This window comes from Burkholderia sp. LMU1-1-1.1 (genome assembly GCF_040675865.1).
GTDB lineage: Bacteria > Pseudomonadota > Gammaproteobacteria > Burkholderiales > Burkholderiaceae_D > Rugamonas.
The window spans coordinates 270,536-293,605 of record NZ_JBEGHG010000023.1; the positions used below are offsets into that span (position 1 = coordinate 270,536).

The 23,070-nt window shown below is 61.9% G+C and carries 18 protein-coding genes and 2 tRNA genes; 6 read left to right on the forward strand and 14 right to left on the reverse strand.

The features are described 5' to 3' along the window. Nucleotides 1-36 precede the first annotated feature (36 nt). The gene (locus MRBLMU1_RS19600) at nt 37-630 is read right to left on the reverse strand and encodes a tetratricopeptide repeat protein (protein WP_363504458.1); all 594 of its coding nucleotides are present in this window, start codon (nt 628-630) and stop codon (nt 37-39) included. A gap of 168 nt (nt 631-798) precedes the next feature. Here MRBLMU1_RS19600 and tssJ point away from each other — a divergent pair, with 168 nt between their 5' ends. From tssJ to MRBLMU1_RS19615, 3 genes are read left to right on the forward strand one after another with little or no spacing between them, the layout of a single operon-like run. Beyond that, the gene (gene tssJ / locus MRBLMU1_RS19605) at nt 799-1,383 is read left to right on the forward strand and encodes a type VI secretion system lipoprotein TssJ (RefSeq protein ID WP_363504461.1); all 585 of its coding nucleotides are present in this window, start codon (nt 799-801) and stop codon (nt 1,381-1,383) included. Nucleotides 1,384-1,398: 15 nt separating this feature from the next. Beyond that, nucleotides 1,399-2,757: a type VI secretion system baseplate subunit TssK gene (gene tssK / locus MRBLMU1_RS19610; protein ID WP_363504464.1), complete on the forward strand. Its 1,359-nt coding sequence runs from the start codon at nt 1,399-1,401 to the stop codon at nt 2,755-2,757. Further along, nucleotides 2,754-3,536, forward strand: a complete 783-nt coding sequence (locus MRBLMU1_RS19615; RefSeq protein ID WP_363504467.1) for a DotU family type IV/VI secretion system protein — start codon at nt 2,754-2,756, stop codon at nt 3,534-3,536. The genes tssK and MRBLMU1_RS19615 overlap by 4 nt, the downstream gene beginning before the upstream one ends. A 14-nt stretch (nt 3,537-3,550) precedes the next feature. Here MRBLMU1_RS19615 and MRBLMU1_RS19620 read toward each other — a convergent pair whose 3' ends face one another. The 4 genes from MRBLMU1_RS19620 to MRBLMU1_RS19635 form a co-directional block, all read right to left on the reverse strand. After that, a complete protein-coding gene (locus tag MRBLMU1_RS19620; RefSeq protein WP_363504470.1) occupies nt 3,551-4,339 on the reverse strand; it encodes an OmpA family protein in 789 nt (262 codons plus the stop codon). Nucleotides 4,340-4,378: 39 nt separating this feature from the next. Then, entirely contained in the window at nt 4,379-5,347 is a 969-nt protein-coding gene (gene tagF, locus MRBLMU1_RS19625) for a type VI secretion system-associated protein TagF (RefSeq protein WP_363504473.1), read from the reverse strand. After that, nucleotides 5,344-9,114 (reverse strand): type VI secretion system membrane subunit TssM, encoded by a 3,771-nt coding sequence (gene tssM / locus MRBLMU1_RS19630; protein WP_363505120.1) that lies wholly within the window; start codon nt 9,112-9,114, stop codon nt 5,344-5,346. Before tssM ends, tagF begins: the two co-directional genes overlap by 4 nt. Nucleotides 9,115-9,228: 114 nt before the next feature. Beyond that, entirely contained in the window at nt 9,229-10,068 is an 840-nt protein-coding gene (locus tag MRBLMU1_RS19635; protein WP_363504476.1) for a M15 family metallopeptidase, read from the reverse strand. A 128-nt stretch (nt 10,069-10,196) separates the two neighbouring features. Here MRBLMU1_RS19635 and MRBLMU1_RS19640 point away from each other — a divergent pair, with 128 nt between their 5' ends. Then, complete coding sequence (locus MRBLMU1_RS19640) at nt 10,197-11,090, forward strand: hypothetical protein (protein ID WP_363504479.1); 894 nt, start codon at nt 10,197-10,199, stop codon at nt 11,088-11,090. A 13-nt stretch (nt 11,091-11,103) separates the two neighbouring features. Here the strand turns inward: MRBLMU1_RS19640 and MRBLMU1_RS19645 are convergent, their stop codons facing one another. The 3 genes from MRBLMU1_RS19645 to MRBLMU1_RS19655 all read right to left on the reverse strand — a co-directional run bounded on the left by MRBLMU1_RS19645 (nt 11,104) and on the right by MRBLMU1_RS19655 (nt 14,026). Beyond that, a complete protein-coding gene (locus MRBLMU1_RS19645; RefSeq protein WP_363504482.1) occupies nt 11,104-11,559 on the reverse strand; it encodes an Hsp20/alpha crystallin family protein in 456 nt (151 codons plus the stop codon). 145 nt (nt 11,560-11,704) lie between these two features. Beyond that, nucleotides 11,705-11,780: transfer RNA gene (locus MRBLMU1_RS19650), tRNA-Asn, on the reverse strand. A gap of 56 nt (nt 11,781-11,836) precedes the next feature. Continuing rightward, nucleotides 11,837-14,026, reverse strand: a complete 2,190-nt coding sequence (locus tag MRBLMU1_RS19655) for a TonB-dependent receptor (RefSeq protein WP_363504485.1) — start codon at nt 14,024-14,026, stop codon at nt 11,837-11,839. A gap of 453 nt (nt 14,027-14,479) precedes the next feature. Between MRBLMU1_RS19655 and MRBLMU1_RS19660 the strand changes: the two genes are divergently transcribed. Then, a complete protein-coding gene (locus MRBLMU1_RS19660; RefSeq protein ID WP_363504488.1) occupies nt 14,480-16,162 on the forward strand; it encodes an ArnT family glycosyltransferase in 1,683 nt (560 codons plus the stop codon). Between the two features lie 8 nt (nt 16,163-16,170). Here the strand turns inward: MRBLMU1_RS19660 and MRBLMU1_RS19665 are convergent, their stop codons facing one another. Then, a complete protein-coding gene (locus MRBLMU1_RS19665) occupies nt 16,171-16,869 on the reverse strand; it encodes a DUF3334 family protein (RefSeq protein ID WP_363504491.1) in 699 nt (232 codons plus the stop codon). A 339-nt stretch (nt 16,870-17,208) separates the two neighbouring features. Here MRBLMU1_RS19665 and MRBLMU1_RS19670 point away from each other — a divergent pair, with 339 nt between their 5' ends. Next, complete coding sequence (locus MRBLMU1_RS19670; protein WP_363504494.1) at nt 17,209-19,809, forward strand: hypothetical protein; 2,601 nt, start codon at nt 17,209-17,211, stop codon at nt 19,807-19,809. A gap of 108 nt (nt 19,810-19,917) precedes the next feature. Here MRBLMU1_RS19670 and MRBLMU1_RS19675 read toward each other — a convergent pair whose 3' ends face one another. From MRBLMU1_RS19675 to MRBLMU1_RS19695, 5 genes are all read right to left on the reverse strand, one after another. Further along, nucleotides 19,918-20,121, reverse strand: a complete 204-nt coding sequence (locus MRBLMU1_RS19675) for a hypothetical protein (protein WP_363504497.1) — start codon at nt 20,119-20,121, stop codon at nt 19,918-19,920. 117 nt (nt 20,122-20,238) lie between these two features. After that, nucleotides 20,239-20,736, reverse strand: coding sequence for a hypothetical protein (locus MRBLMU1_RS19680; protein WP_363504500.1), 498 nt, complete (start codon nt 20,734-20,736; stop codon nt 20,239-20,241). A gap of 110 nt (nt 20,737-20,846) precedes the next feature. Next, a tRNA-Asn gene (locus tag MRBLMU1_RS19685) sits at nt 20,847-20,916 on the reverse strand. A gap of 198 nt (nt 20,917-21,114) precedes the next feature. Next, nucleotides 21,115-22,146: a sensor histidine kinase gene (locus MRBLMU1_RS19690; protein WP_363504503.1), complete on the reverse strand. Its 1,032-nt coding sequence runs from the start codon at nt 22,144-22,146 to the stop codon at nt 21,115-21,117. Then, the gene (locus tag MRBLMU1_RS19695; protein ID WP_363504506.1) at nt 22,143-22,742 is read right to left on the reverse strand and encodes a hypothetical protein; all 600 of its coding nucleotides are present in this window, start codon (nt 22,740-22,742) and stop codon (nt 22,143-22,145) included. The genes MRBLMU1_RS19690 and MRBLMU1_RS19695 overlap by 4 nt, the downstream gene beginning before the upstream one ends. Nucleotides 22,743-23,070 lie beyond the last annotated feature (328 nt).

The following is a 23,070-nucleotide window of genomic DNA, read 5'->3' on the forward strand; positions in this document are numbered from 1 at the left end:
ACAAACTCCATCAAAAAGGGGAACAAGGAAAGCGGCTTACTTCAAGCCGCCGAAAGGATCGCTGCTGTTGGTCTGGCTGTTGGTCGGGCCGTTGCCCTTCGCGGGCGCGACGACTGTGCTTTTCTTGGCGGGAGGAGCTTTGCGCGAGGCGGACGATGGCACCAACACGTCCTCACCCAGGCTTCCGCGCAGCAGTTTGGCCAGTTCCTGCGCTTCCGAACGCAGCGAGCCGTTCAAATTGTTTTGCCGGCTCAGGTCCGACAACGCCTTGGTCGACAGACGCAGGCCGCTGACGGCGACGATGCTGTTCCCAAGCTTGTCGTTCGGATCGCGCTGCAGCGCTTCCAGCGCATTGGTGATCGCCTCGCCGTAGCTGGCGCGGTCGAATTTGATTTGCGCCATATGCAGCCACGGCGCCTTCTCGGCGGGGTAGTTGGTGGCGGCGGTTTTCAGGATGCCCTGTGCCTTATCGCCTTCGCCGGCGGCCAGCGCGGTACCGGCCTCGGTCAGCGCCTGCTCCAGCGTGGAAGCCTGCGGCTTTTTGTTGCGGACCATGTCGCCGTCAGTCGCACAGCCCGACAACAGGATCAGACCCGCCACGCAGGGCAACCATGTTCTTGCGATGTTCATCACTCTCTCCTTGTTTGCGAAACCAGATACGAGAGAGCCATTATTCATGAACCGCTGGCATAACTAGTTGCGTCTAATCAATTTTCCCTCCCCTTCAAAATTGCTTGCGCCGCCGCAAATTCGATCCCTGCGGCTTTCGTTCTAATGCATGGATCGTCTGGAGAAAACATGAACGGAACAACTATGATCGTGATAGCGGGAATGCTTGCCCTACAAGGCTGCGCGGCCGGTTCCATCGCCGGCGCGGCACTCCAAATCGCCGGCGCCCAAAAGCCGCCGGAGCTGCCCGACGCGCAAAAGCCGCCGCGCAATGTGGCGATCCGGCTGCACGCGGCGCAGAACCTCAACGCCGGCAAGGCAGTGCAGCCCATGGCGTTGGCGACGCGGATCTACAAGCTGCGTCAGACCGCCGCCTTCCAGCAAATGAACTTCAACGCTTTTCTCAATGCGCAAACCGAACGCGAACTACTCGGTAACGATCTGCTGGATGTCAAAGAGGTGATGCTGATTCCCGGCCAGCGTTACGAGGTGGTCGAGAAAGTCACGCGGGAGGCGTACTTCATCGGCGTCGTCGCGTTGTTTCAGGCGCCGGCCGAGCAGCGATGGCGCCTATCGTTCGTCGCGGCAGACGCGGAAAAATCCGGCATCACCGTTGGCTTGCATGCCTGCGCGATGAGCGTGGGCGCGGGCGCCCACGCAACAACGGCCGTCAATGAAACCGGCAAGCCTCTGGCGGCAGTGCGCTGCCAATAACCTGAAGGAGTCAACATGAGCATTCCATCCAAGGTCCTGTGGGGCGAAGGCGTGTTCCTGCGTCCACAGCACTTCCAGCAGCAGGACCAGTATCACGAGGCACGGCTGCACCAGACCGCGCAGGCGCTGCATCCCTACCTGTGGGGCGTGCGGCGCATCGAGTGGGATCACGACGCGCTGAAGGCCGATCGCTTGCGCCTGCAAGCGCTGTCCATCATCTTCCAGGATGGCGAGATCGCCGACGCGCCGTCGAGCGAACCGCTGCCGGTGGCGATCGATCTGTCCACCCTGCCCCCAAACCTGCAGGAAGTCACCTGGTACGCCGCACTGCCCGCGTTGGCTCCCGGCGGCGGCAACGCGACGCCGAACGGCCCGCAAAAAGACGAACAGCAGGCCGGTGCCCGCTATCGCCAGTCGACCAGTGAAACGCCGGATCTGTACACACGAGCCGTCAGCGCGGAGGTCTGCTATCTGAAAAAATCGGTACGGCTGGTGTCCGACCAGGAACCGCTTGGCGCCTACGACTGCGTGCCGGTGATACGCCTGCGACGTCTGGTCACAGGCGGCTTCGAACCCGATCCGAGCTTCATCCCGCCCGGCCTGTCGATCGCCAGCACGCCGGCGCTGAAGGCGATGCTGGACCGTCTGATGGACGCGTTACAAGCCAAGGTACAGTCTTTGCAGGGCCACATGCGTGAGCCCAGCCGCAACGTCATAGAATTCCGTTCCGGCGACGTCTCCTCGTTCTGGCTGCTGCACACGGTCAGCACATCGGCCGCGTCGTTGATGCACTACGTGCGCAATCCCCAGCTGCATCCCGAGCGCCTGTTCGAATCCCTGCTTGCACTGGCCGGCGCCCTGATGACCTACTCGAAGCAGTATTCGCTGGTTCACCTGCCCTGCTACAGGCATGACGACATGGCGTCGTGCTTCTCCGGCCTCGATGACATCATCCGCGATTTGCTCGATACCGTGATCTCGACCAAGTACTTCTCCATCGCGCTGGCGGAAGAGAAGCCGAGCTACCATCTGGGCAAGCTCGATTCCGGGAAAATCGATCAACGCACAACGCTCTATCTGGCGGTCAGCGCCTCGCTGTCCGCGCTGGAGCTGGTGGAGATCGTGCCGCTGCGCGTCAAGGCCGGCGCGCCGGACGACGTGGAGAAGTGCGTGCTGACGGCCATGCCGGGGGTGAAGATCACCCACGCGCCGCAGGTGCCGGCGGCGATTCCGGTTCAACCGGATACCTACTACTTTGCGCTGGAAAGCAAAGGCATGTTGTATGAACAAATGCTCAAGGCGCAGTCGATCTCGATCTATGTACCGAGCGGCATACGCGACCTGCGCATCAACCTGATCGCGGTGACAGCATGACGCCCCAAGTCGAACGCCGCGCGATCCCTACGCTGATGGGCGGCCAGCGCCGGCAGATCCAGCCGGGCTACGGCCATGTGCAAACCCTGCTCGACCTGCTGCAGGAAGGCTTCTACCTGCTGTTCATGCTGAAGAACGGCAGCGCCCCGCCGGGCGAAGCGGCCTTCCTGGACACCATTACCGCCTACCTGGCGGAATTCGACAGCGAGGCCCGCAAGCTGCGCGCGCAAGGCGAGGATATCGACGACGCCAAGTACGCCTTCTGCGCCGCGCTCGACGAGATCATACTGGGGTCGCAGTTCCCGATGCGCTTCGCGTGGGAGCGCCGTCCGCTGCAACTGGTGATCTTCGGCGACCAATTGGCCGGAGAACACTTCTTCGACCGTCTGGAAGCCCTGCGCACCACCGGTGGCGCGCGGCTGCCGGCGCTGCAGGTGTTCCATATGTGTTTGCTGATCGGCTTTCGCGGCAAGTACGCGCTGGACGCCGCCGACAAGCTGGCCTACATGACCGCACGCCTGGGCGACGAGATCGCACACATCCAAGGCAAGAGCAAGGGCTTCGCGCCGCAGGCCGAACGGCCGGACCAAATCGTCAATAAACTGCGCAGCAATACGCCGTTGTGGGCACTGTGCGCGCTGTTCGCGGTGATCGGCCTGGCGGCCTACATTGGATTGGAGTCTTCGCTGTCGCACGACACGCAGAATACGCTGGCGGGCTACTCGGATCTGGTCAAGCTGGCGCCGCGGCCGGCGTATGTGACGATCACGCTGCCCTGACCGGGCAGCGTTTTTTACTGGGCGATGCGGAATTCGATACGACGGTTGCGCGCGCGGCCGTCGGCAGTGCTGTTCTCGGCCACCGGACGATCCGGCCCCTGCCCCGAAACCATCACCATATCCTGGCTGATACCCCTGTCGGCCAGGTAGCTGCGCACCGCCTGCGCGCGCGCGTGGCTCAAGGCCAGATTGCTGTCGCGCAGACCGACGTTGTCGGTGTGCCCTATGACCTCCACCTTTTTACCTTTCACCTTCCGCATCGCCGCCGCCATCTCGTCCAGGATGCCTTTGCCGGAGTCGGTCAGCGTCGCCTTGCCGCTCTCGAACTCGATGATGCGCTTGGCCAGCGTCTCGTCGAGCAGGTTTTGTTCGGCCGCGCTCACGCGCAGGCCGTTGTTGACCGTGTAGCTGGGATTGAGGCTGGTGGCGAAGTCGCTCGCGATCTGCTGACGCTGCGCCTCGTTGGCAACCTCGCCGCGCAGGGTGACGTTGGTGCCGTCGATCTTGATTTCCCCCTTGCTGATCAACTTCAGATTGGGGCCGATCAGCTTTTGCACGTAGCCGTTCCAGTTGGGCGGCAGCGACACCGGCGCGATCGACACCTGGTCGACCACGCGATCGGCGCCATACAGCTCCCGCACGCGGGCGAGCATGGCTGCCTTGCTGGCCTCGTCCGGCACCGAGCCGCTGACCAGCACCTGGCCGGGACGGGGCGTCGCTGGAGCGGGAGTCTGCGCCGCACAGTAGATCGATGTCGATAACAATGCCGGCATCACCGCCGGCCAGATGGTCCGCTGGCGCATCGAAAAGCTCCTCTTTGGATGGAATCGAAGTGTAGGAAATCAGACGAAAGTCTCGTGGAACAGCGCCTGCACGGAGCGCAGCGACAACTGGCCCTGCTCCAGATAGGCCGACAGCTTCTGCACCCGCGCGTCAATTGCGATCAATTCATCGACCCAGCCGGCATAATCGAAGTTGATCTGATGGTCGGCGGCGCATGCCGGATCGATGATGGCCTGCAGTGTTTCGGGAGCGGCGCCGCCAAAACCGATCACCAGCGACGGCTGCTCGCGGATATCGGCAACGAACACACACAGTTCGAAATCCGCCTGGTGCAGGAACGGCGCGATCAGATCCAGCCAGAACGCCGCGACCAGATAGCGCTGACGCGCAGACTGCGGCAACGGCAGCGCCAAGCTCTTTTCCAGGCGCGCCTCGGTGCTGCGCCGCACCGGCTGAAGTAGCAGCCCGACGGCCAGTATCATGCGGCGCGCGGAGTCGCGGCCCAGCATCGCCTCCAGGCTGGCGATGTTGTGACGGTCGAGGAAATCGACGAACGCGATTTCGTGCTCCGCCGCCCCAGGTTCGATATCGAAGGTGGTGGCCGCCAATGCCTGCAGCGCGGGGTCGGGGTCTTCCGCGTCCAGCACATCGGCGGCCAGTCGTTCCAGCTCGTTCCACAGCGGCGCCAATACCACGGGGCTCAGTGCCAGGAAGGTGCGTGGCGACTCGACCTCGATGGCGGTCATGCTCAAAAACGGATAGCGCCGCAACGAGGCGTCGCTGCTGGCCGCCAGATGGCCGGCTATCGCGCGTCGGCTGCGCGTGCCGACGAAGGCGAACTGCAACGGGCGCATCGCGTCGTAGTTGATCTTCCAGCGCGGATCGGTGCTTAACAGATTCATCACCTCCGCCAGCCAGCCGTCAAGCAGATTGGCCAGCGCCAGATTATTGGTGGCCTTGATAAAGTCGCCCCGGGAGGGAAGCTTGCCGAAGTAGCCGATACGTACATTCTGTGGGAGGCGTTTCATTGTGGCGCTCCGATGGTGGCGATCGCGGTGGCGGCGGGGGTGATTGGGGCGGCGGGGGCGCCGACGATGGTTTCCGGCAGACGCATGCCTCGGAAGCCCTGCTCCTGCGGGGCGCTGGCGTTGCCACTGCTTTCCGGGCTACTGATGATCTTCAGGCCCATGGCGACGGCGATGCCGCCGTTGGTCCAGCGCAGCTCGAACACGCCGCCTTCGCGCTTTTGCTTGGCCGCCGCGTCGATCATGCGTTTAAGGCCGAACTGCCCGGGCTCGTTGAACACTTCGACGCTGCGGCCGTCGAACGACACCGCCGTGATGCGCGCGCCAGCCCCGCCCTGGGGGCCGGGGTGGACCATATTGGTCCATTGCGCCGGCGTGTTGCGGTAGCGGATCTGCTGGCCGTCGATATCGACCGTGTATTCCAGGGTGCCCGGTGCCGGCATCGGCTGGAGCTGGAACACGGTTTGCGCGGAGGCCGATGCCGCGGCGACGCCGCCGGCGCCGACCGGCGCTATCCAGCCGGGGAAGCGCGCCACCGTCTGCGGCGCCAGCTTGATACCCATGTCGGCCCAGGTGCGCGGCGCCAGCACGTCGCCACGACGCAGCACCAAAGGTCCCATCGCGGTCGTGGCGAATTTCGCGATCAACCCGTCGGGGCCGAAGAACTGGGCGATCTCGGTGCTGGCGGCTTCGATGCGTGCATTGGGCGAGAACGGATATTTGTTGGCCAGCGATTGCTGGAACGGTTCATAAACCTGTGCCAGCCAGGTCTTGTTGATCTCCGCCTCGGCGGGTCCGATCAGCACCGCGAAGGTCTGCATCAGCGGCCGCACCAGGATGGGACGGATCGCCTGTTTCTGCGAGTCGCTCATCCCGGTCAACATTTGCTCGTCGACGTAGCGCAGCGCGTCGGCCAGCTCGGAGCCGGTGCCTTCGAGCGTCTGCTGCATGAACTGGCGCGCGCCGGGACCGGGATCGCCCTGGTTCTTCAACTGATTCAAACGGCTGCGCAACTTGGACAAGGTGTCCATGTAGGCGCGCATCAGCGACGCATCCTTGTCCTTGGCGGCAACCAGCTTGCCGACGCCGGCGAATTCGCGGCCGATAGGTCCCATCGGCCTGTCGGCGCGGGTCTGGTCCAGCTGCACGTTGACGTTGATCTGCGACGACCCGCGCCGCATCACGGTGTTCTTGACCCAATTGACGAAGCCCGATTGCGCCTCTTTCATCTCGGTGCTCATCACCGCCGGGTTGTCCCACGATGTCTGCTGGTAGATGGTGGTGAGCAGCTTCGATATCGGCGACGATTGCGGATCGCCCAAGCGGTTCATGGCGACGACGGCGGCATCGAAGCCGTTCAGATTCGCGATGGTCACCCCTTGCACGAATTTCTGCCATTCGCGCGCGTAGTCGGCCTTGTACAAATCGGTCAGGCCCTTCTCGATTTGTTCCGGGCTGCCTTCCAGCGTCAGGTCGTCGCGCGCGGCGGTCTTCAGCACCCAGTCCGCGCTTTGCAATTCGCGCGTGGCCGCCTCTCGGAAGGCGCCCTGCACATACTTCTCCCATGCCTCGCGCGTGTAGGCGCCGGCGATCGCGTGACTGCCGGTGACCAGCGCCTGGTCCTGCTCGCCGACCATGCGCGCCACCGTCATCGCCGGGAAGCGGGTATTGGCGCGGGCACGGATGTCGGCGTAGACGCGTTCGCGCGCCGGCATGCCGCGCACCACGCGTTTAAGATTCTCGCGCGCCTGGTCGATCAGCGCCAGCTTGGGCTCCACGCGCGGCCACGACGGATCGGCGATCTGCGCCAAGTAGAAGGTCATCAGCCGTTCGGCGCTGTGGATCATCTGCTCGCGCGGCATCGCGCCCCGGTGGTTCTCGAGCCACACGCGCCAGTGGCGGGTCAACTGGTCGTTCAGGTGGCTGGGCTCCGCATGCGATTTATCGACCAGCATCAAGTAGCTTTTCAGGGCGTTGTAGGCGTCTTCCACGTTGGCGGGGGAGGCTTGCTGGAACTGGCGGCCGACCGGGGCCACGGGAGCGGCGGCGGTTTCGCCCACAGGCTGCGCGGGGGCCGCGCCCGGCGCCTGCAGTTCGTCGGCGCGTGCGTTCATCTCGGACAGCAGCGTCTCCAGATTGGCGACGACCGGCTTGATCATCACCTCCCGCACGCCGGAGAAGTATTCCTCGCGCAGCTTCCGCTCCAGCAGCCCGCCTTGGTAAAGGCCCATGCGCAGCGACCATGGCCGCTCGTCGCGATACTTGTCCAGTTGCTCGATGCGGTCCTGCAGGATCTCCAGTGCCTCGAGCCGCGACTGCAAATCGAGCCGCTTGTCCTGCAGCTTGATCACCTTATCCAGGTCGGCCTGCACATTGCTGACCAACTGGCGATTGCCCAGATAGGACCAGCTCCACCCGCCCAACGACGCGCCCAGTAGCAGCACCGCGCCGAAGAAGGCGGCATACGTCAGCCGCACCTTATGCTTGCTGGCGTACTGGGACACCAGGTCCTTGTCGGCGAAGATCACCTTGCGGAATAGATTCTGCAGGAAGAAGCCCGACTGCCCCGCTCCGGCGACGGCCGGCGCATCCGGCACCGACAGCGCGAAGCGTTTGGCCACCCTTTGCGATTGCTCGCTGACCGGCATGCCCTCCTGCAGCGCGCTGGTGAAATAAAAACCGCGAAACACGGGTTTGAACTGGAATGGATTTTCCTCGAACAGCGTGGCCAGAAACGCCCGCAACGGCGCCCTGATCGTCGCGAACTCCAGCGGGAAGGTGAACACGCCGGGCTCCATGCGTTCGCGGCGCTGCTGGCTCATATTGGCCAGGCTAAGCTCCTTCAAGCCGTCGCACAGCTCCGCGAAACTCTGGTCGAAGAACGCCATCAACTGCTGGCTGGTCGCCTTGCGCTTGTACGGCATGGTCGCGCCCCACACGCGCTCGCGCTCCGAGCGTTCGGCCTTGGCGAAAAACTCGCCAAAGCCGGCGATCAGATCGGCCTTGGTGAACACCACGTACACCGGCGCGAACACCTCCAGCCGCTCGATCAGGTCCTGCACCCGCTTGCGCAAACTGAGCGCGAGCTTGATGCCGGCCTCCGGATCATCCCCGCGCAGCTCCGCGATGCTGACGGCGATCAGGATGCCGTTGATCGGCGCGCGGCGGCGGTACTTCTTCAGCAAATCTAGAAAGCCGAACCACTCGGCGCGGTGTTCGTCCATGACCGAGTAGCGGCCGGCCGTGTCGAGCAGGATGCCGTCCGGCGTGAAGAACCAGTCGCAGTTGCGGGTGCCGCCGACGCCCTGCACCACCTTGCCGTCGGCGAAAGGAAACTGCAAGCCTGAGTTAGTGATCGCCGTGCTTTTGCCGGCGGCCGGATTCCCGATGATCATATACCACGGCAGTTCGTACAACGCGCGCGTGCCGGAGACGATGCCCAGCTTGGAGCCCTTGATGGTTTCGATGGCCTTCAGCAGGCTCTCGCGGATGGCCTTGACCTCGGCGCCCGCCTGGTCCTTCGGCGGCTCCTCGGTGGCGGTCTTGGTGCCGATGGCATCGGCCAGCTTCTCGGAATCCCGCTTGGCGGCCGACCGTCGCCACAGCCAGACCAGGCCCGCCAGCGCCAGCATCACGGCGGTCGCGCCCAGTGCCCAGATCAGCGCCAGCTCCAGCACTTGCGCGCCTAAATAGAATATCGCCGCCATCGCGGCCAAACCAAAAATCGTCAGGTGACGGCTATCGGTCAGGAAGTGCCAAATTTTTCGCATCATGGTTCGGTCAGGGCTTAGACGACAGCGCTTGAAAGGAAGGCGGACCGATCAATGTTGCCACCAATCATGACTCGAATTCTTGAGCGGGCACAATGATGGCCGCGCCCTGTTCTATTTGCGCACGGTGCCGGGAACACGCAGTTCCGTGTGGCCGAAATCCATCATCGTCCAGCGTCCACCCCAGGTCAGGCCGACCGATTCGGCAACCTCGCCGTACAGGCGGTAGCCGCGCATCGCCCACGGATCTTTCTCAGAGATCACCAGCTTGCCGTCACGCAGGAACGCGCAGTCGGCCGCCAGCCCGAACTGGTGATAGCTCTGGAAGGCCTTGGCGTTGGTGACATTGGAACCGGCCGCCGCCAGCGAGTTCTGCCGCTCCGGGCTGCGGTAGCCTTCCAGGATCGCCATGTCGTAGCCGTGGCGCTCCTTCATGAGCCGAAACACCAGCAGCATGCGGCGGGAAAAGTCCGGGTCGAGCAATTGCCAGTTGCGGTTGGCGCTGTCGAGCATGGGCCGCACCAGGGTCACTTCGGCGGTCGTAAACGTCAGCGGCGGCAATGGCGCCGGCGTCGCCAGTTGCTCGCCCTTAAGCAGATCGGCCACCTGGTCATTGGTGACATGGCCGCCGCCGTCATACCCGCCCAGCATGTCGCGCCCACTGAGCATCAGCGCCAGCAGCGGCGGCACCGTCATCAACACCGACGCGGCCAGTATCAACGGATAGCGCCGCTGCACGAATCGCACTGCGCTGCCGACGCCGCCGCGCGCGCCGCGTCCCAGCGCCGCCGCCTTTTGCGTGCCTTGTTGGTAATCGCGCCGCAAACGCTGCTCAAGACGGCGCCCGATCGCGCTGGCCGACTGCGTCATCAAGTCGCGTCCCGCCGGAAACAGCAGCAGCCAGGCGCCAACACACGCGAACACGAAAAACATCAACACAGAAAAGAGAAACATGGTGCGCTCCGTCAAAGCAGGGTCTGGCGGCCGGATGGACACTGGCAAGCGACCGGGTCAATAACGTTTCATCGTAGGCCCGATCAGCGATCGGCGTGAAAGACCAGATCAAATTCGAAGGGAATATTGTGGACACATCGAAACGCAAGCCGGACTTGATGGGAGCGCCGGGCGCACAGACGGACGGCGCCAAGCGCATCCTCGCGCATCTGGAACACGGCGCGCGACTGCCCGCCTCCAAGCCGGCGCGCGCCGCCAGATGGGCGATCGACGGCTGGACCTTGGGTCTGGGCCTGCTGCTGTTGGCGATGTGCGGCATCGCCTGGCTGATGCATGAAAAAAGCGCCTCGCCAAGCGGTTTCAAGGCAAGCTACGGCAGCACGCGCACATCGCCGCGGCATGAGCGAAAGGACGAGCATATACAGGCGAGCACGCGATTGGAAAGAGCCCTACTGGAACCCGGGGAAGTGATCATAGAGCCGGCTGAACTGCCGGCAGCGATCGTCAACGATCCGGCGGCGCAGCGGATGCAAAACAGGACTGAGACTCAAGCAATGACGGGGCCGCGCGCGATCGGGCCGACCGGCTACACGCCGCCGGATTCCGTGGCCGGCACGCCAACGCCCGGACCGGCGACATTGCCCGTCGAGACGGCGCGCGCCGCGTCGGCCTCTGCCAGCAACGGCGCCGTCGGCAAATACAACAGCAGCATCAAAACCGCCAGCGCCGCAACAGCGCGCGCCACCCCGGCCGCGACTGCGGCATCACGCGACAAGGCGGCGGCGCCCGCCAACGACACCGACGTCGCCCTGCTCACCGCCCTCGTCGCGCACGCCGGCAAGCCCGCCGTCGTGGCGCCGGAGCGCAGCCGCGATATCGTCGAGCGGCGCGATGGCGACAGCACGACGGACCTGCTGGCGCGCTGCAAGCAGCTCGGCCTCATCGAAGGCATGCTGTGCCGCTCGCGCATCTGCTCCGGGCGCTGGGAATCGGACGCCACCTGCCGCGCGCCGGCCAATTGACACCGGACGGGCGTTATTGAATCGCCAGCTGCTTGCCGCCGGTGCCGACTTTTTTCGGCAACGTCAACGTCAGCACGCCGTTCTCATAACGCGCACCGGCCTGGTCGTCATCGACCTCCTGCGGCAACGTAAAGCTGCGATGCACCTGGCCGTAGTAGCGCTCGCTGCGCAAGGTACCGCTACCGCCGGCGCCGCCAGCGTCCGCACTCTTCTCCTCCTTGATTTCCGCCGTCAGCGAGACCTGGTTGCCATTGATGGCGACCTTGATGTCCGCCTTCTGCACGCCGGGAATCTCGGCCTTGACGGTGTACTCCTTGTCCGTCTCGGTCACGTCCATGCGCATGCGCGGGTTCTGCTCCTGGCGCCACACGGGCGGCGAGAAGTCACGGAACAACTCATCCATATCGCGGAAGGGATCGAAGCGGGCAATGTCGCGGAAGGGATCGAGACGCATCAGACTGTTAGCCATAATATCCTCCTTGGATAGTGGTTGAACAAACCAATATGGTAGGAAGCGCTCCGGCGCCGCGTTTGATCTGCGTCAAATGGAAAAAGCCCCATGTGGCATTGCAACGATTTTGAGCGTTGCAAGCACACATGAGGCTTTTAAATTCTGGCTCCCCGACCTGGACTCGAACCAGGGACCTGCGGATTAACAGTCCGTCGCTCTACCAACTGAGCTATCAGGGAAAAGAGGCCGCATTATATACGGCCAATTTCTAGCTGTCTAGGCTAGCGGGCAAAAATCAGAAACCGCCCTTGAACTGCACACCGAACTGACGCGGCTCGTTGACCATGCCGGTCAGGTTGTTGAAGTCGATGGCGCCGATGATGCGCTGGGTGTCGGTGATGTTGCGCGCGAAAGCGGCCACTTCGTACTTGCCGCCATCCCAGTTGTAGCCGACGCGCAGGCCGCCTTCAACCATGGACTTGCCGGTAAATTCCTTGGCTTCGTACAGGAAGAAGTTGATCTTGCTGCGATACGACCAGTCGGTCAGCACGAACAGGTTGCCGTTCTCCAGCGCCCAGTTGTAGCGCGCGGTCGCGTTCAGGATGTACTTCGGCGCCTGCGGCAGCGGGTTGCCGTTGATGTCGACGCGGCCGGCCGCGTTGAGCGGATCGGTCACGGTGCACGAACCGCACTTGGCCACGGACAGGCTCGGGTCCTTGATCTTGGTGAAGTTGTACGAACCGCCAGCCGAGACCTTGAACGCCGGCGTGATGAACGCCTCGAAGTCCGCCTCGACGCCGCGACCGGCGGTCTTGGCGGCGTTGATCAGTCGGGTGACGTTGGAGTTACCACCAACCACGGTCAACTGCTGGTTCTTCACTTCGTAGTTGTAGACGCTGAGCGAGGCGCGCGCACGGCGGTTGAACAGGTCGGCCTTGACGCCGGCTTCGTACGAGGTGATGGTTTCGGCGTCGGCCACGGTGATCGGCACCGACGCCGAGGCGGCGGCGATACTCGGCGCGCGGAAGCCGGTCGCCACGCGGGCGTACGAGCTCACATCCGGGTTGATCTTGTAGGTCAGGCTCAGATCCCAGCTGGCTTTGCTCTTGCTCTCGTCGACCGACTGCGGGCCGGCCAGCACGACGTTCTGGGCTTCCACGGTGTAGAAGTCCTTCTTGTCGTTGGTGTAGCGCAGGCCGCCGCGCAGGATCAGGTCCTGGGCCAGGTCGTAGGTCACCGAGCCGAACACGGCAGCGGCCTTGTTGGTCTGGTGGCTGGCCAGGTGCGACGTTTGCGCGCCGGTGGTGCTGTTGTAGTTGTTGCTGAAGCCGTCGGCGCTTTCCTTGAAGTAGTAAACGCCGGTCTGCCAGTTCAGCGGGCCCGCGTTCTTCGATTCGACGCGGAATTCCTGGCTGTACTGGTGCAGGCCGCTCAGCCCGCCACCGGTTTCAACCTGGAACGGAATGAAGCCAGGGCCGGCCGGCGTGCCGCCGTCGATGTCGCCACGGCTGTAGTAGTTGTCCACGCCTTCATAGCCGGTGATCGAGAACAGCTTGACCGAACCGAGGTCCCAGGTCAGGCGGGCGTTGGCGCCGTTGGTGCTCAGTTCCTGGCCGTTCTGGCCGTTGGTGCTGATCTGGTTGAAGTTGTAGCCATCGGCGAAGTCGTTGGTGCCCTTCTTGATGATGTTGGCGCGGAACAGGCGCGCGCTGCCGCTGGTCGAACGCGCGTGCACGTTGAACAGGGCGTTGAAGGTCGTGCTCGGGCTGTACAGGAACTGCACGCGCTCGGCGTGTTCGTTGTAGCCTTCCAGCGAATCTTTGGCGCCGGTGAAGGTGTTGTCGACGAAGTCGTCGCGGTGCTGGCGCAGCGTCGATACGCGCATCGCCCACTCGCTCGACAGCGGCACGTTGGCGGCCGCTTCGAGGTTGACGGTGTTGTGCGAGGCCCACGACAGGCTGTAGTAGCCCTCGACCTGTTTCAGGTTCGGGCGGGCCGATTCGAACTTGACCACGCCGGCCGGGGTGTTACGGCCGAACAAGGTGCCCTGCGGGCCGCGCAGCACTTCCACGCCGGCCATGTCGAACATCGGGAAACCTTTGAGGATGCCGTTTTCCTGCACCACGTCGTCATACACCAGCGACACCGGTTGCGAGGCGAAGGTGCTGAAGTCGGTGTTGCCGTAGCCGCGGATGTAGAAGCGCGGGAAGGTGCGGCCGTTCGACGATTCGACGTTCAGCGAGGCCACTTTACCGGCCAGCAGGCGGATGTCCTGGCCGCCGGACAGCAGCACGTCGAGCTTCTCGTCCTTCAGCAGGGTGACCGACACCGGCACATCCTTGATGTTCTCGGCGCGGCGCTGGGCCGTCACGACAACGGTTTCCAGTTGCGCGTCGGTCGCGGCGCTTTGCGCGAAGGCGGAACCGATAGGCATAACGGCGCTCAACGCCAGCAGGCGCTTGTGCATCTTAGACAATTTGATCATTCAATTTCCCGATTTAAATGTAATGCAAAGAGTAAAAAACAGCGTCTCCTGTTCTCTCTTTTCGTGACGCGTCCGGTCCTCTGATGGGGCCGTGACGACAACCGGTGGATGTCTAGAATGCACCGTCCGTAAGAAAGGCGGTATTTTCTTTCATTGATACCATGTATTGCAAGCCGTATATATATGAAATGGAATTAAGTGTTAGAAATTTGGTTCAAGATGTGAGCCGACTGAATAATAGTGGGCACGGCGCCCCGGCGCGGCCGCCGCTTCTTGATCGGAATCACAATCTTGCCGTTCCGCCATCCAACCTCGCCGGCGGAGGGATTTGCCGTGGCAAGTGTATGAAAAAAACCACATTTCACGCGCCCTGGCGGTCCTCGGGCCACCTCATCGCCCCGTTTGCCCCCGCTGCGATATGATCAACGAAAGCTGGCACACAAACGGACGGCAATGATGACCCGGCATCAGCATCGCAACATGGCGTGGATCGCGCTCGGTGGCTACGCGCTGGCCCTGCTGGCGGGCGCGCTGGTGCTGGCGCACCTGTGGGCCTATCAGGCCGGCTTCTCGGGCGCGGACGAGCCGGCCCACTTCCTCAACGGCGTGTTCGTCAGCAGCTACCTGCATGACCACGCCGGCACAAACCCAATGGCGTATGCGGTCGAGTACTACCTGCACTATCCCAAGATCTCCATCGGTCACTGGCCGCCGGCCTACTACGGCTTGCTGGGCTTGCTTTTGCTGGTGCTGCCGGCGACGCCGCAAGCGGCCTTCGCCATCAACCTGCTGGTCGGCGCGTTGCCCGCCGCCGAGCTGGGCGGCGCACTGGCGTGGCTGGCGGACCGCCGCGTCGCGCTGGCCGGCTGCGCCATCTACGCGCTAACGCCGCTGGCGGTGGAGGGCCAGGCCTTCTTCATGCTGGACCAGGCCCTGACCGCGTGCTGCGGCGCCGCCGCCATCGCCTGGCTGGCCTACACGCGGCGCCCGGGGCTGGCCCGCGCCGCCGTGTTCGCGGCATTGTGCGCGGGCGCGGTGCTCATCAAGGGCAATGGCTGGCTGATCGTGCTGGTGCCGCTGTTCCACATGCTGCTCACGCGCGGCTGGCGGCTGCTGGCGCTGCCGCATCTCTATCTGGCGGCGCTGGCCGCCGGGCTGGTCGTTGTGCCGTGGTACTGGCTGACTTCGTCGATCGCGGCGGACGGCTTTAACTATCAGGCCGGGTTGCGCTACGGCTGGCTGGCGCTCACGGCCAACCTGCACACGCTGCTGCGCAACCTCGGCTACGTGGGCGCGCTGTTGGCGCTGATCGCCGTCGTTGTGGAGTTCCGGCGGCGCCGGGAAGCGCCGCTGCGCTGGGCGGCCGTCAGCATCGCCATCAGCCTGGTGCTGGCGACGCTGACGCTGCAATCGCTGGTGCCTGTCGCCATCGACGACCGCTATCTGGCGCCGGCGCTGCCCGCCTACACGGCACTGGCTGCCTTGGGCGTGCTCCACGTCGCCAACGCGCTGCGTGGCTGGCTGGCGCGGCGCGCGGCGATGGCGCCACCGGCGCGCGACCGGGTGGTGCTGGCCGCGGGCGCCCTGCTGATGCTGGCCATGCTGGCGCCCGGCGTCGCCCATTTGGCCGGGCACGGCCCCAAAGTGGACATGCGCGCGGCCGACCTGCCGGCGCTGGCGCCGACGGTGGCGCCGGCGGTCTGGATCATCGACGGCACCAGCGGCGCGGAAGGCGCGCTGATCGCCGAGCTGGCGGTGCGCGATCCGGCGCTGCGCCACTACGCGGTGCGTGCCTCCAAGCTGCTGGCCGCGTCCGATTTCATGGGCACGCGCTACGCGCTCAAATACCGGCACCCGCAACAGGTGCTCGATGAGCTGTCGCGGCTGGGCGCACGCTATGTCGTGCTGGTGCGGCTGGGCCATGAAACGCCCTTCCCGCACAGCGCGCAACTGGCGGCCGCATTGCAGCTGCCGGGGGCGCCGTTCCGTCGCGTAATGTCGCTGCCCCACCGCCACCGCGCAGGCGTCACCGAAGTCTACGCGTTCACCGGCGACGCCCATGCCAACATCGGCGCCGTCCGCCAGTTGGGCATCCCCGCCAAGGGCGCCGCCCTGTCCAACCCAACCGGCCGGTAAGCCGCCTGTTACATGCCCAGCGACTTGAGCAGCGCGTCCTGGGCCTCGTCCTCCGCCGACGCCGCAGCGTCCGCCGCGGAAGCGGCCGCGCCCTGATTGCCGCGCTCCTGGTCCATCAGCGCGTCCGGATCGGTCACCTCGCTCGCATCGAAATCGTGCAGCCGGATGAATTCGGTGCGGTCGATGGCCAGCTCCAGGTAGAAGATGTTGCTCTTTTCGGTGTAGAACGTCACGCGGCGCATTTCCGGACGGTCCAGCGGCGTGTCGACGCTCAGCATCACCTGCTTGGTCAGTACCAGCATCTTCGGCTGGTTCTGCGTGATGTTGGTCTGTAGTTCGCGCCGCACCTTGCCGGTGAAGTCGCCGACGATCTGGTTCATCAGCTCGCCCATGATGTTGGACACCTCGTCCGACGTGTGCGAACTGGCCAGCTCGGACTTGGGCATGCCCATGTGCAGCATGTAGCGCTCGTAGATCTCCATCGCCGTGTCGGCGGCGAAGTTCAGCACCACCAGGCCGGTGAAGCCGCCATCGAACATCACGAAGCAACCGATATCGGGCTTCAGGCCGGTCTTGGTAATCCTTTGCACCATCCCGGAATAATTCACTTTGCTTTGCGTGGCGACATTCAGCACCCGGGTCACCGAATTACACAAACTTATCAACAAATCTTCTGTACCGTACACAACATCCTTTTCTTCGCTCATGGGGCAACCTCTATTTACTTTTTATCGATGACGGCGCTGTTTCATGGTTCAGCGCCAAACGAAACATGGCCACCTCGCTCAGCAAGCGGGCGACCTCATCTTTCCATTCCGTAGCCGAAATAAAATCAATACTATTGAGTATGCCGAGGCGCAAGATTCCCGTCCACCTGATTCACACATTTACGTCAAATTTCAGTGCCAAAATGCAAAACCCCGAAGCCGCAACCCGGACCAATGGGGGAGGAACCGGGCCGGGGATCACAGTAGCATCCAGGGGCGATACCGTTTGCACAATGGTGTCTCTTTAGCAATTTCACCCACTCGCCCCAGGGGAAACGCATGATTGATTTTCGACCAGACCGGCGCGGCATGAAGGCCGCCTGCGCACTGACCATCGCCGCCCTGCTAGCCGCCTGCGGCTCCGGCAACGACACCCCGCAACATAACAAGACCGCCTCCCTCGCCTCCTTCCGCAGCGTCAACGCCGCCCCCGCCGCCGTCCTGACGCTGCCGCTCGAAGTACTCGGCAACGGCGCCCCGGCCGAACCGGTGGTCGCCGAAGCCCGGCTCGGCGTCGCGGCGGACAAGCTTTCGGGCGTGAACCAGCTGTGGTTCCAATGCCACCGCTGCGGCTTCTACGGCGCGCCCGAGTTCGAGGCCACCACCGCCCCGCCGACCCGGATCAAGGCCAGCCTCCGCTTCCTCGGCGGCGCCGGCGCCGCCGACGAGGGCGCCGTGCCATGGACCGACGTCACCGACGCCACCATGACCCTGGCCGACGACGAGCGGCTGCATGGCGGCGTCAACGGCGGCTTCTACACCACCCGCATCACCTTTACGCTCGACGCCGCCGCCAAGGCGCGCCTTGTGGCGCTGCCACAATACAACCGCATCCAGTTCCGCTTCAATGGCACCGACGGCGAATCGAACGGCTACCGCGTGCTGAACCTGCAGTTGCAAAACGCCGGCGCCGTCCAGCTCGACACCACCCCGACCGCGCGCTTCGACCCGATCAGCGAGCGCGACACCAGCGCCATCACGGCGGCGGACGCCACCGCCGGCAAGGCGCTGTGGTACGCCCACGGCACCATCACCAAATCGGCCATCGTCACGCGCACCCTGCAGGCGGCCTGCGCCTCGTGCCACGCCGACAACGGCCGCGACCTGCAGTATTTCAACTACTCGAACAACGCCATCGTCCAGCGCAGCCGCTTCCACGGCCTGAGCGAAACGCAGGGCAAGCAGATCGCCGCCTTCCTGCGCTTGTCGCTGAAGGACGTCGCCTATGTCGGCCAGGCGCGGCCCTGGAATCCGCCGTACCAGCCCGGTCCCGGCCTCGATTGCAACAGCGCCGATTGCGCCACGCGCTGGGCCGCCGGGGCCGGCCTGGAAGCGGTGCTGAACACGCCGTCGGACGCGGTCAAGGCATTGTTCGGCACGCCCTTGGATGCGCCGTTGTCGGTGACGCAGGCCGATGTCGACGGCATCATGAATCCGAACGCGACCATGAACGTGCGCGAAACCGCGATCCCGATGCAGTTCCCCGACTGGAACGCTTGGCTGCCGACCATCCACCCGCTCGACGTCTGGCCGACGCAGGCCGACGGCAGCGGCTTCACCAACGGCATCCAGCATCCGACCAACGGCCTGCAGAATCCGAACAGGCGTTATCTCGATCTGATCGAGTGGTTCAAGCAGCATAAAAACCCGAACGGCAACATGGCCGACTGGAGCCATCTGATTCCGGATTTGCGCGTGCAGATCAACGCCATGTTCAACGTCACCGGCTGGGATGCCTACACCTTCCTCGGCGGCGGACGCGGCAATCACATCGCGCAGTCCGGCACCTACGGCGCGCAAACGGGCGCCGCGCACCTGCAATCGCTGGCGTCCAACGCCACGATGGCGGCGGGCAAGCCCGGCGCCTTCACCACCAACGCCTTCATCGAGCGCGCGGTCGCCAGCATGCTGCACTGGAACACGGTCAAGCAATGGGAACTGGCGCAGGACTATTCGCTCGAAGGCAACCAGACCTGGTTTATCGGCGATAAGGACAAGACCACCGGCGCCTGGAAAGGCCGGGGCGAAGCGCACGGCTGGCCGTTCAACACCGTCAGCCTGTTCTTCCTCGCGCCGCACATGGTCTACCAGGAAGACAAGAACGCCTCCGGGCAGATCTCGCGCGAGTGGTATACCGCGTGGGAGGCGGACAACATCGTCGCCTCGTACTACCGCAGCAACCAGTGGTATCAGTTGCAGATGACGGTCAACCCGGGCGGCCAGAGCGACTGGGTCAATTTCCCGATGGACTGGCCCTACCTGACCGCGTTCGACGAATACATCGCCAACAAGGTCGGATCGGACTCGGCTGCGGCGCGCGCGCTGCAAAGCAGCCACTACGTGCGTCTGCTCCAGGCGCGCATCAAATCGGCGCAATACGTCAATAATGACATTCCGCTGTACGACCCGAACGAACCGAGTCTGGTCAACAACCGGGGGCGTTACGGACGCGGACAAATCGCCAAGCACCTGACGGTGGCCAACTTCCTCGACAACGCAAACCGCGACGGCGTCAATCCGTCGAAGTATCGGTTCCTCGACGAATTGCAGGCGGGGCTGTATTTGAAGACAGTCAACGGCGCGATCCAGCAGTTCAACACGCTGTACACGCAGCAGCCGATCGGCGCCTGGCGGCGCTGCGACCCGGCCAACACACAGCTGGGCGAGCCGGAAAACGTCGCCGGCTTCCGGTACTGCCTGGATCAGGTGAAAACACCGCTGGGCACGTACAGCAACGGCGGGCGCTTCATGACGTCGAACGCGCTGTATCAAACCACCACAGAGCAGACGGAGCAATACGGCATCTGGAAAGCCACGCAAATGGGCGCCGAGCCGACGCGACTGAAGGTGTGGAACGACTGGGCGAACACGGTCTGGTGACTCACTACATCTAAACCACGTAGGGCGGATTAGCGAAGCGTAATCCGCCATCGACCAGCCGTCGACGGCGCCCGCGTGGGCCGACGACGGCATCCCGCCCGCAACGACTTATTTGGAAGCCCGGCGCTTCTTGCGTTTCGGCGGCTGAGCAAGCGGGAAAAAGGCATCCGTCCAAACCTTGGTCATCTGGGCCGTATTCTTTGCCGTCTCACGTTTGACTGCGGCTGTGGCCTGGGCCCTGGCCGAGCCCGCAACCTGATTTGCAACGCGGTTGGCTTGACTGAGGAACATACTCATGAATGGATTTTTCATATCGGCACCTGCTCTCGAGGAGTGAGCATCAACAGTACAGCGTTGCCACGACGGCCACTGTTCGTTACCCAACCCAGCGGGCGAAGAAGACAGTATCCAACTCGAGCCCTAGGCAACCTAGGATTTGGGTGGGTGATACGAGACGCGAAGCTGCGCTTTGCCCTCTAGTTCCATAGAGAACAGGGTGACGCCGATGTGGCCGGGCTGCCAAGAGATGGTATTTAGCATATTCCCCCATGGGCGCCTCGCGTGTTCACCGTATTTTTTGGTGAGCGCGGCATCCAGCTGATTGTGGATGAGCCCAACCTCGGCACTCGTATAGCCCCCGCCAAGCTCCAGCGTAACCTGTTGCAGCTTTCCATCAATAAAGAAGAAACGGGCGGTGAACGGGATTCCGGCCAACTCGACGCCTGGGAGCTCAAGCAGCCCGATCGCTCCCGTCCCTAAACCTGCAGGCTTAGCTGGCACAATCGCCGCCGGGTTGGCCTTTTTCACCTCGTCCAAACTCATTCCGTAACTATTTTCCCGCCATAAAGTCTGAGCGAAGCTTGTATAAGAAATGGCCGACAGTACGACAACAGCAATCGCACGCTTAAGACCACATAAACCCCGCATTGAAACCCTCCATTTATCTCAGCCGTGGGGCCAATGTACGCCAATAACCCGGACTCTGAAAGCAAAAAGCCCAACCGGTAAAGGTTGGGCTTTTTGATCTTGCTGAATTCTGGCTCCCCGACCTGGACTCGAACCAGGGACCTGCGGATTAACAGAACGAGGCTCCCCGAAGCCTATGGGCACCAAGTCGAAGAAACGCAACGGGTTTTTCAGCCTCTGCCGCCGTGGCCCTCAAGGACCGATCTAATACCGAGACAGTATGGCTGCTGCCGTGGCATCGCTGGCGAAAAGTTGATGCAAGTCAAAGGCTTAGCGCTGCCGAACACCGAACAGGCGCCGAGACTGTCGAAACGCCAAATTGAAACGCCGCAGAGACGATTATGGCAGCTTCCTCGCGGGCAATGTTAGCACAAATGTATTTCTAGAATATTGAGAACCACCAAGCGGTGGACCGGGATGAACATTGAGACTTCCTGCGTTCATCTTTGCCATAGATCTAGCTAGATAAAGACCAATCCCAGCTCCACTCAGCTTCGCATTTTTGGCATTCGCACCTGAATACTCCTCTTCAAAGATCCTCTCCTTCTCATCTGGTTTGATAGAAAGACTTTCCATAGAAAATCTAATATCGACCAATCCATCACTATTCTTTATTACAGAGACAGAAAGATCACTATTATGCCGAGTATATTTTACTGCATTTTCCACGACGTAATATATACATACATGTATTGAATCGTAATCAAACCAAGCTTGAACTTGAGTCGCCCCGACATCGACACGTACTTTTTTTTCAACAAATTCGCCAAAAAATAAATAGAAAACATTCATCAACACTCTGTGTACATCATGTAGTTCAAATTTTCCTTGTTGAATCACTCCAGAGAGACGATCAAAAGCAGTATACTCAGCCTTCTGAGCTGCTTGATGCTTTAATATTTCGAGCAAAGCTTTGGCCGTGCCCTCGACATCGTCTCTAATCTCAGAGGAAAGATATGGAATAATTTCTCTAGGATTACCTAGCAGCCGATTCTGCTGAGCAATATAAAATATTTCCTGAGAAGTCTTAGCTGTCAGCGACTTTAAATTATGAAGCAATCTCCGAGTTCTTCGCTCGGCACGCTCTAAAGCAGCATATATCGCTGGCGCTGCCGCCAAAAAGACCGCAACCTCAGCTTCAAGCGTTTTTTTACTCTTGACTTGATCTAAATTATCAGAGAATGCAATTGCGCTATAGTCTCCTAAACTTTTTCGAAGCATCCGACACCTCTTGCCATCAATAAAAGTAACGATCGTACCGGCAGCTGGTAGTTGCTCAAGTAACTTATTTACTATGGATTCCGGAATCTGGCTCAGAAGGGGCTCCGTACGGTTAGAGCTCCATATAGTAACTAGAGTTGATGCGCTCACTTAGTCAACACCTTTACAATAGTGTCCTCAAATCGGATTGGCTCCGCCGTCTTAGGAAGGGAATAATCTGCTTCTTGTAACGCTTCGTGAAAACGCGCACCATTTTCTTCAGCTGAATAGATAATTACTTTTTTTATAGGATGGCGTCGCTTGATTGCTAGCGACAGTCCGAGACCTTCATCACTATATTGCATAGCGCGTCCAACGCCTTGTATATCAACGAATATAACATCCGCCGCTAAAAGCTGTCCTTGTTCTAGCGAAGATATATCGGTAACGAGCTTTGTATTTTCCCATCCCATTTTTTTAAGCACACCAACAATTTTAAAACCTCGATCATCATCAACAAACAGGATATGCGTCTTCCGTTTGAGCTCCATAATATCAAAAGCTCCGGGACGGTCGTTTGGCGATGATTCAGTAGCGACATTCACCGTTACCGTCTGGTTTGCATTGTTCGTAACAGGTGAGGCAGAGACAACATTTTCATCATTTGTACGCCGACGAAAGAACCAGAAAAGCGCACTTCCGATGGCAATAATACCAGCGATAGCTGAAATAATTTTTTCGGATGTATCTAATGTAATTTCAGACATAACGATTTATCTCTTTTGTGTTGTCGGATTAAAATGCATTTTAAACAGAAACGCTATGCGATCGGAATTATTCATTGCCAAGGATATCATGTTACTTACCTGAAACACTAGAACTTGCGAAGTGGTAATTGCACAATTAAACCAACGCTAATTTTTCTCGGCTCATGGGCACCACGGGCAGTCACTGTGGGCGGCCAATACAAGCGCCCGCCCCGCCTCCTACGCCGCATCCGACACGTCTGGCATCTCCTGCACCCCGACCACCGCCTGGCCCGCCCCCACCCCGCCACCGACGCACTGTTAGCAGCCCCTGCAGCGACTGCAGCGC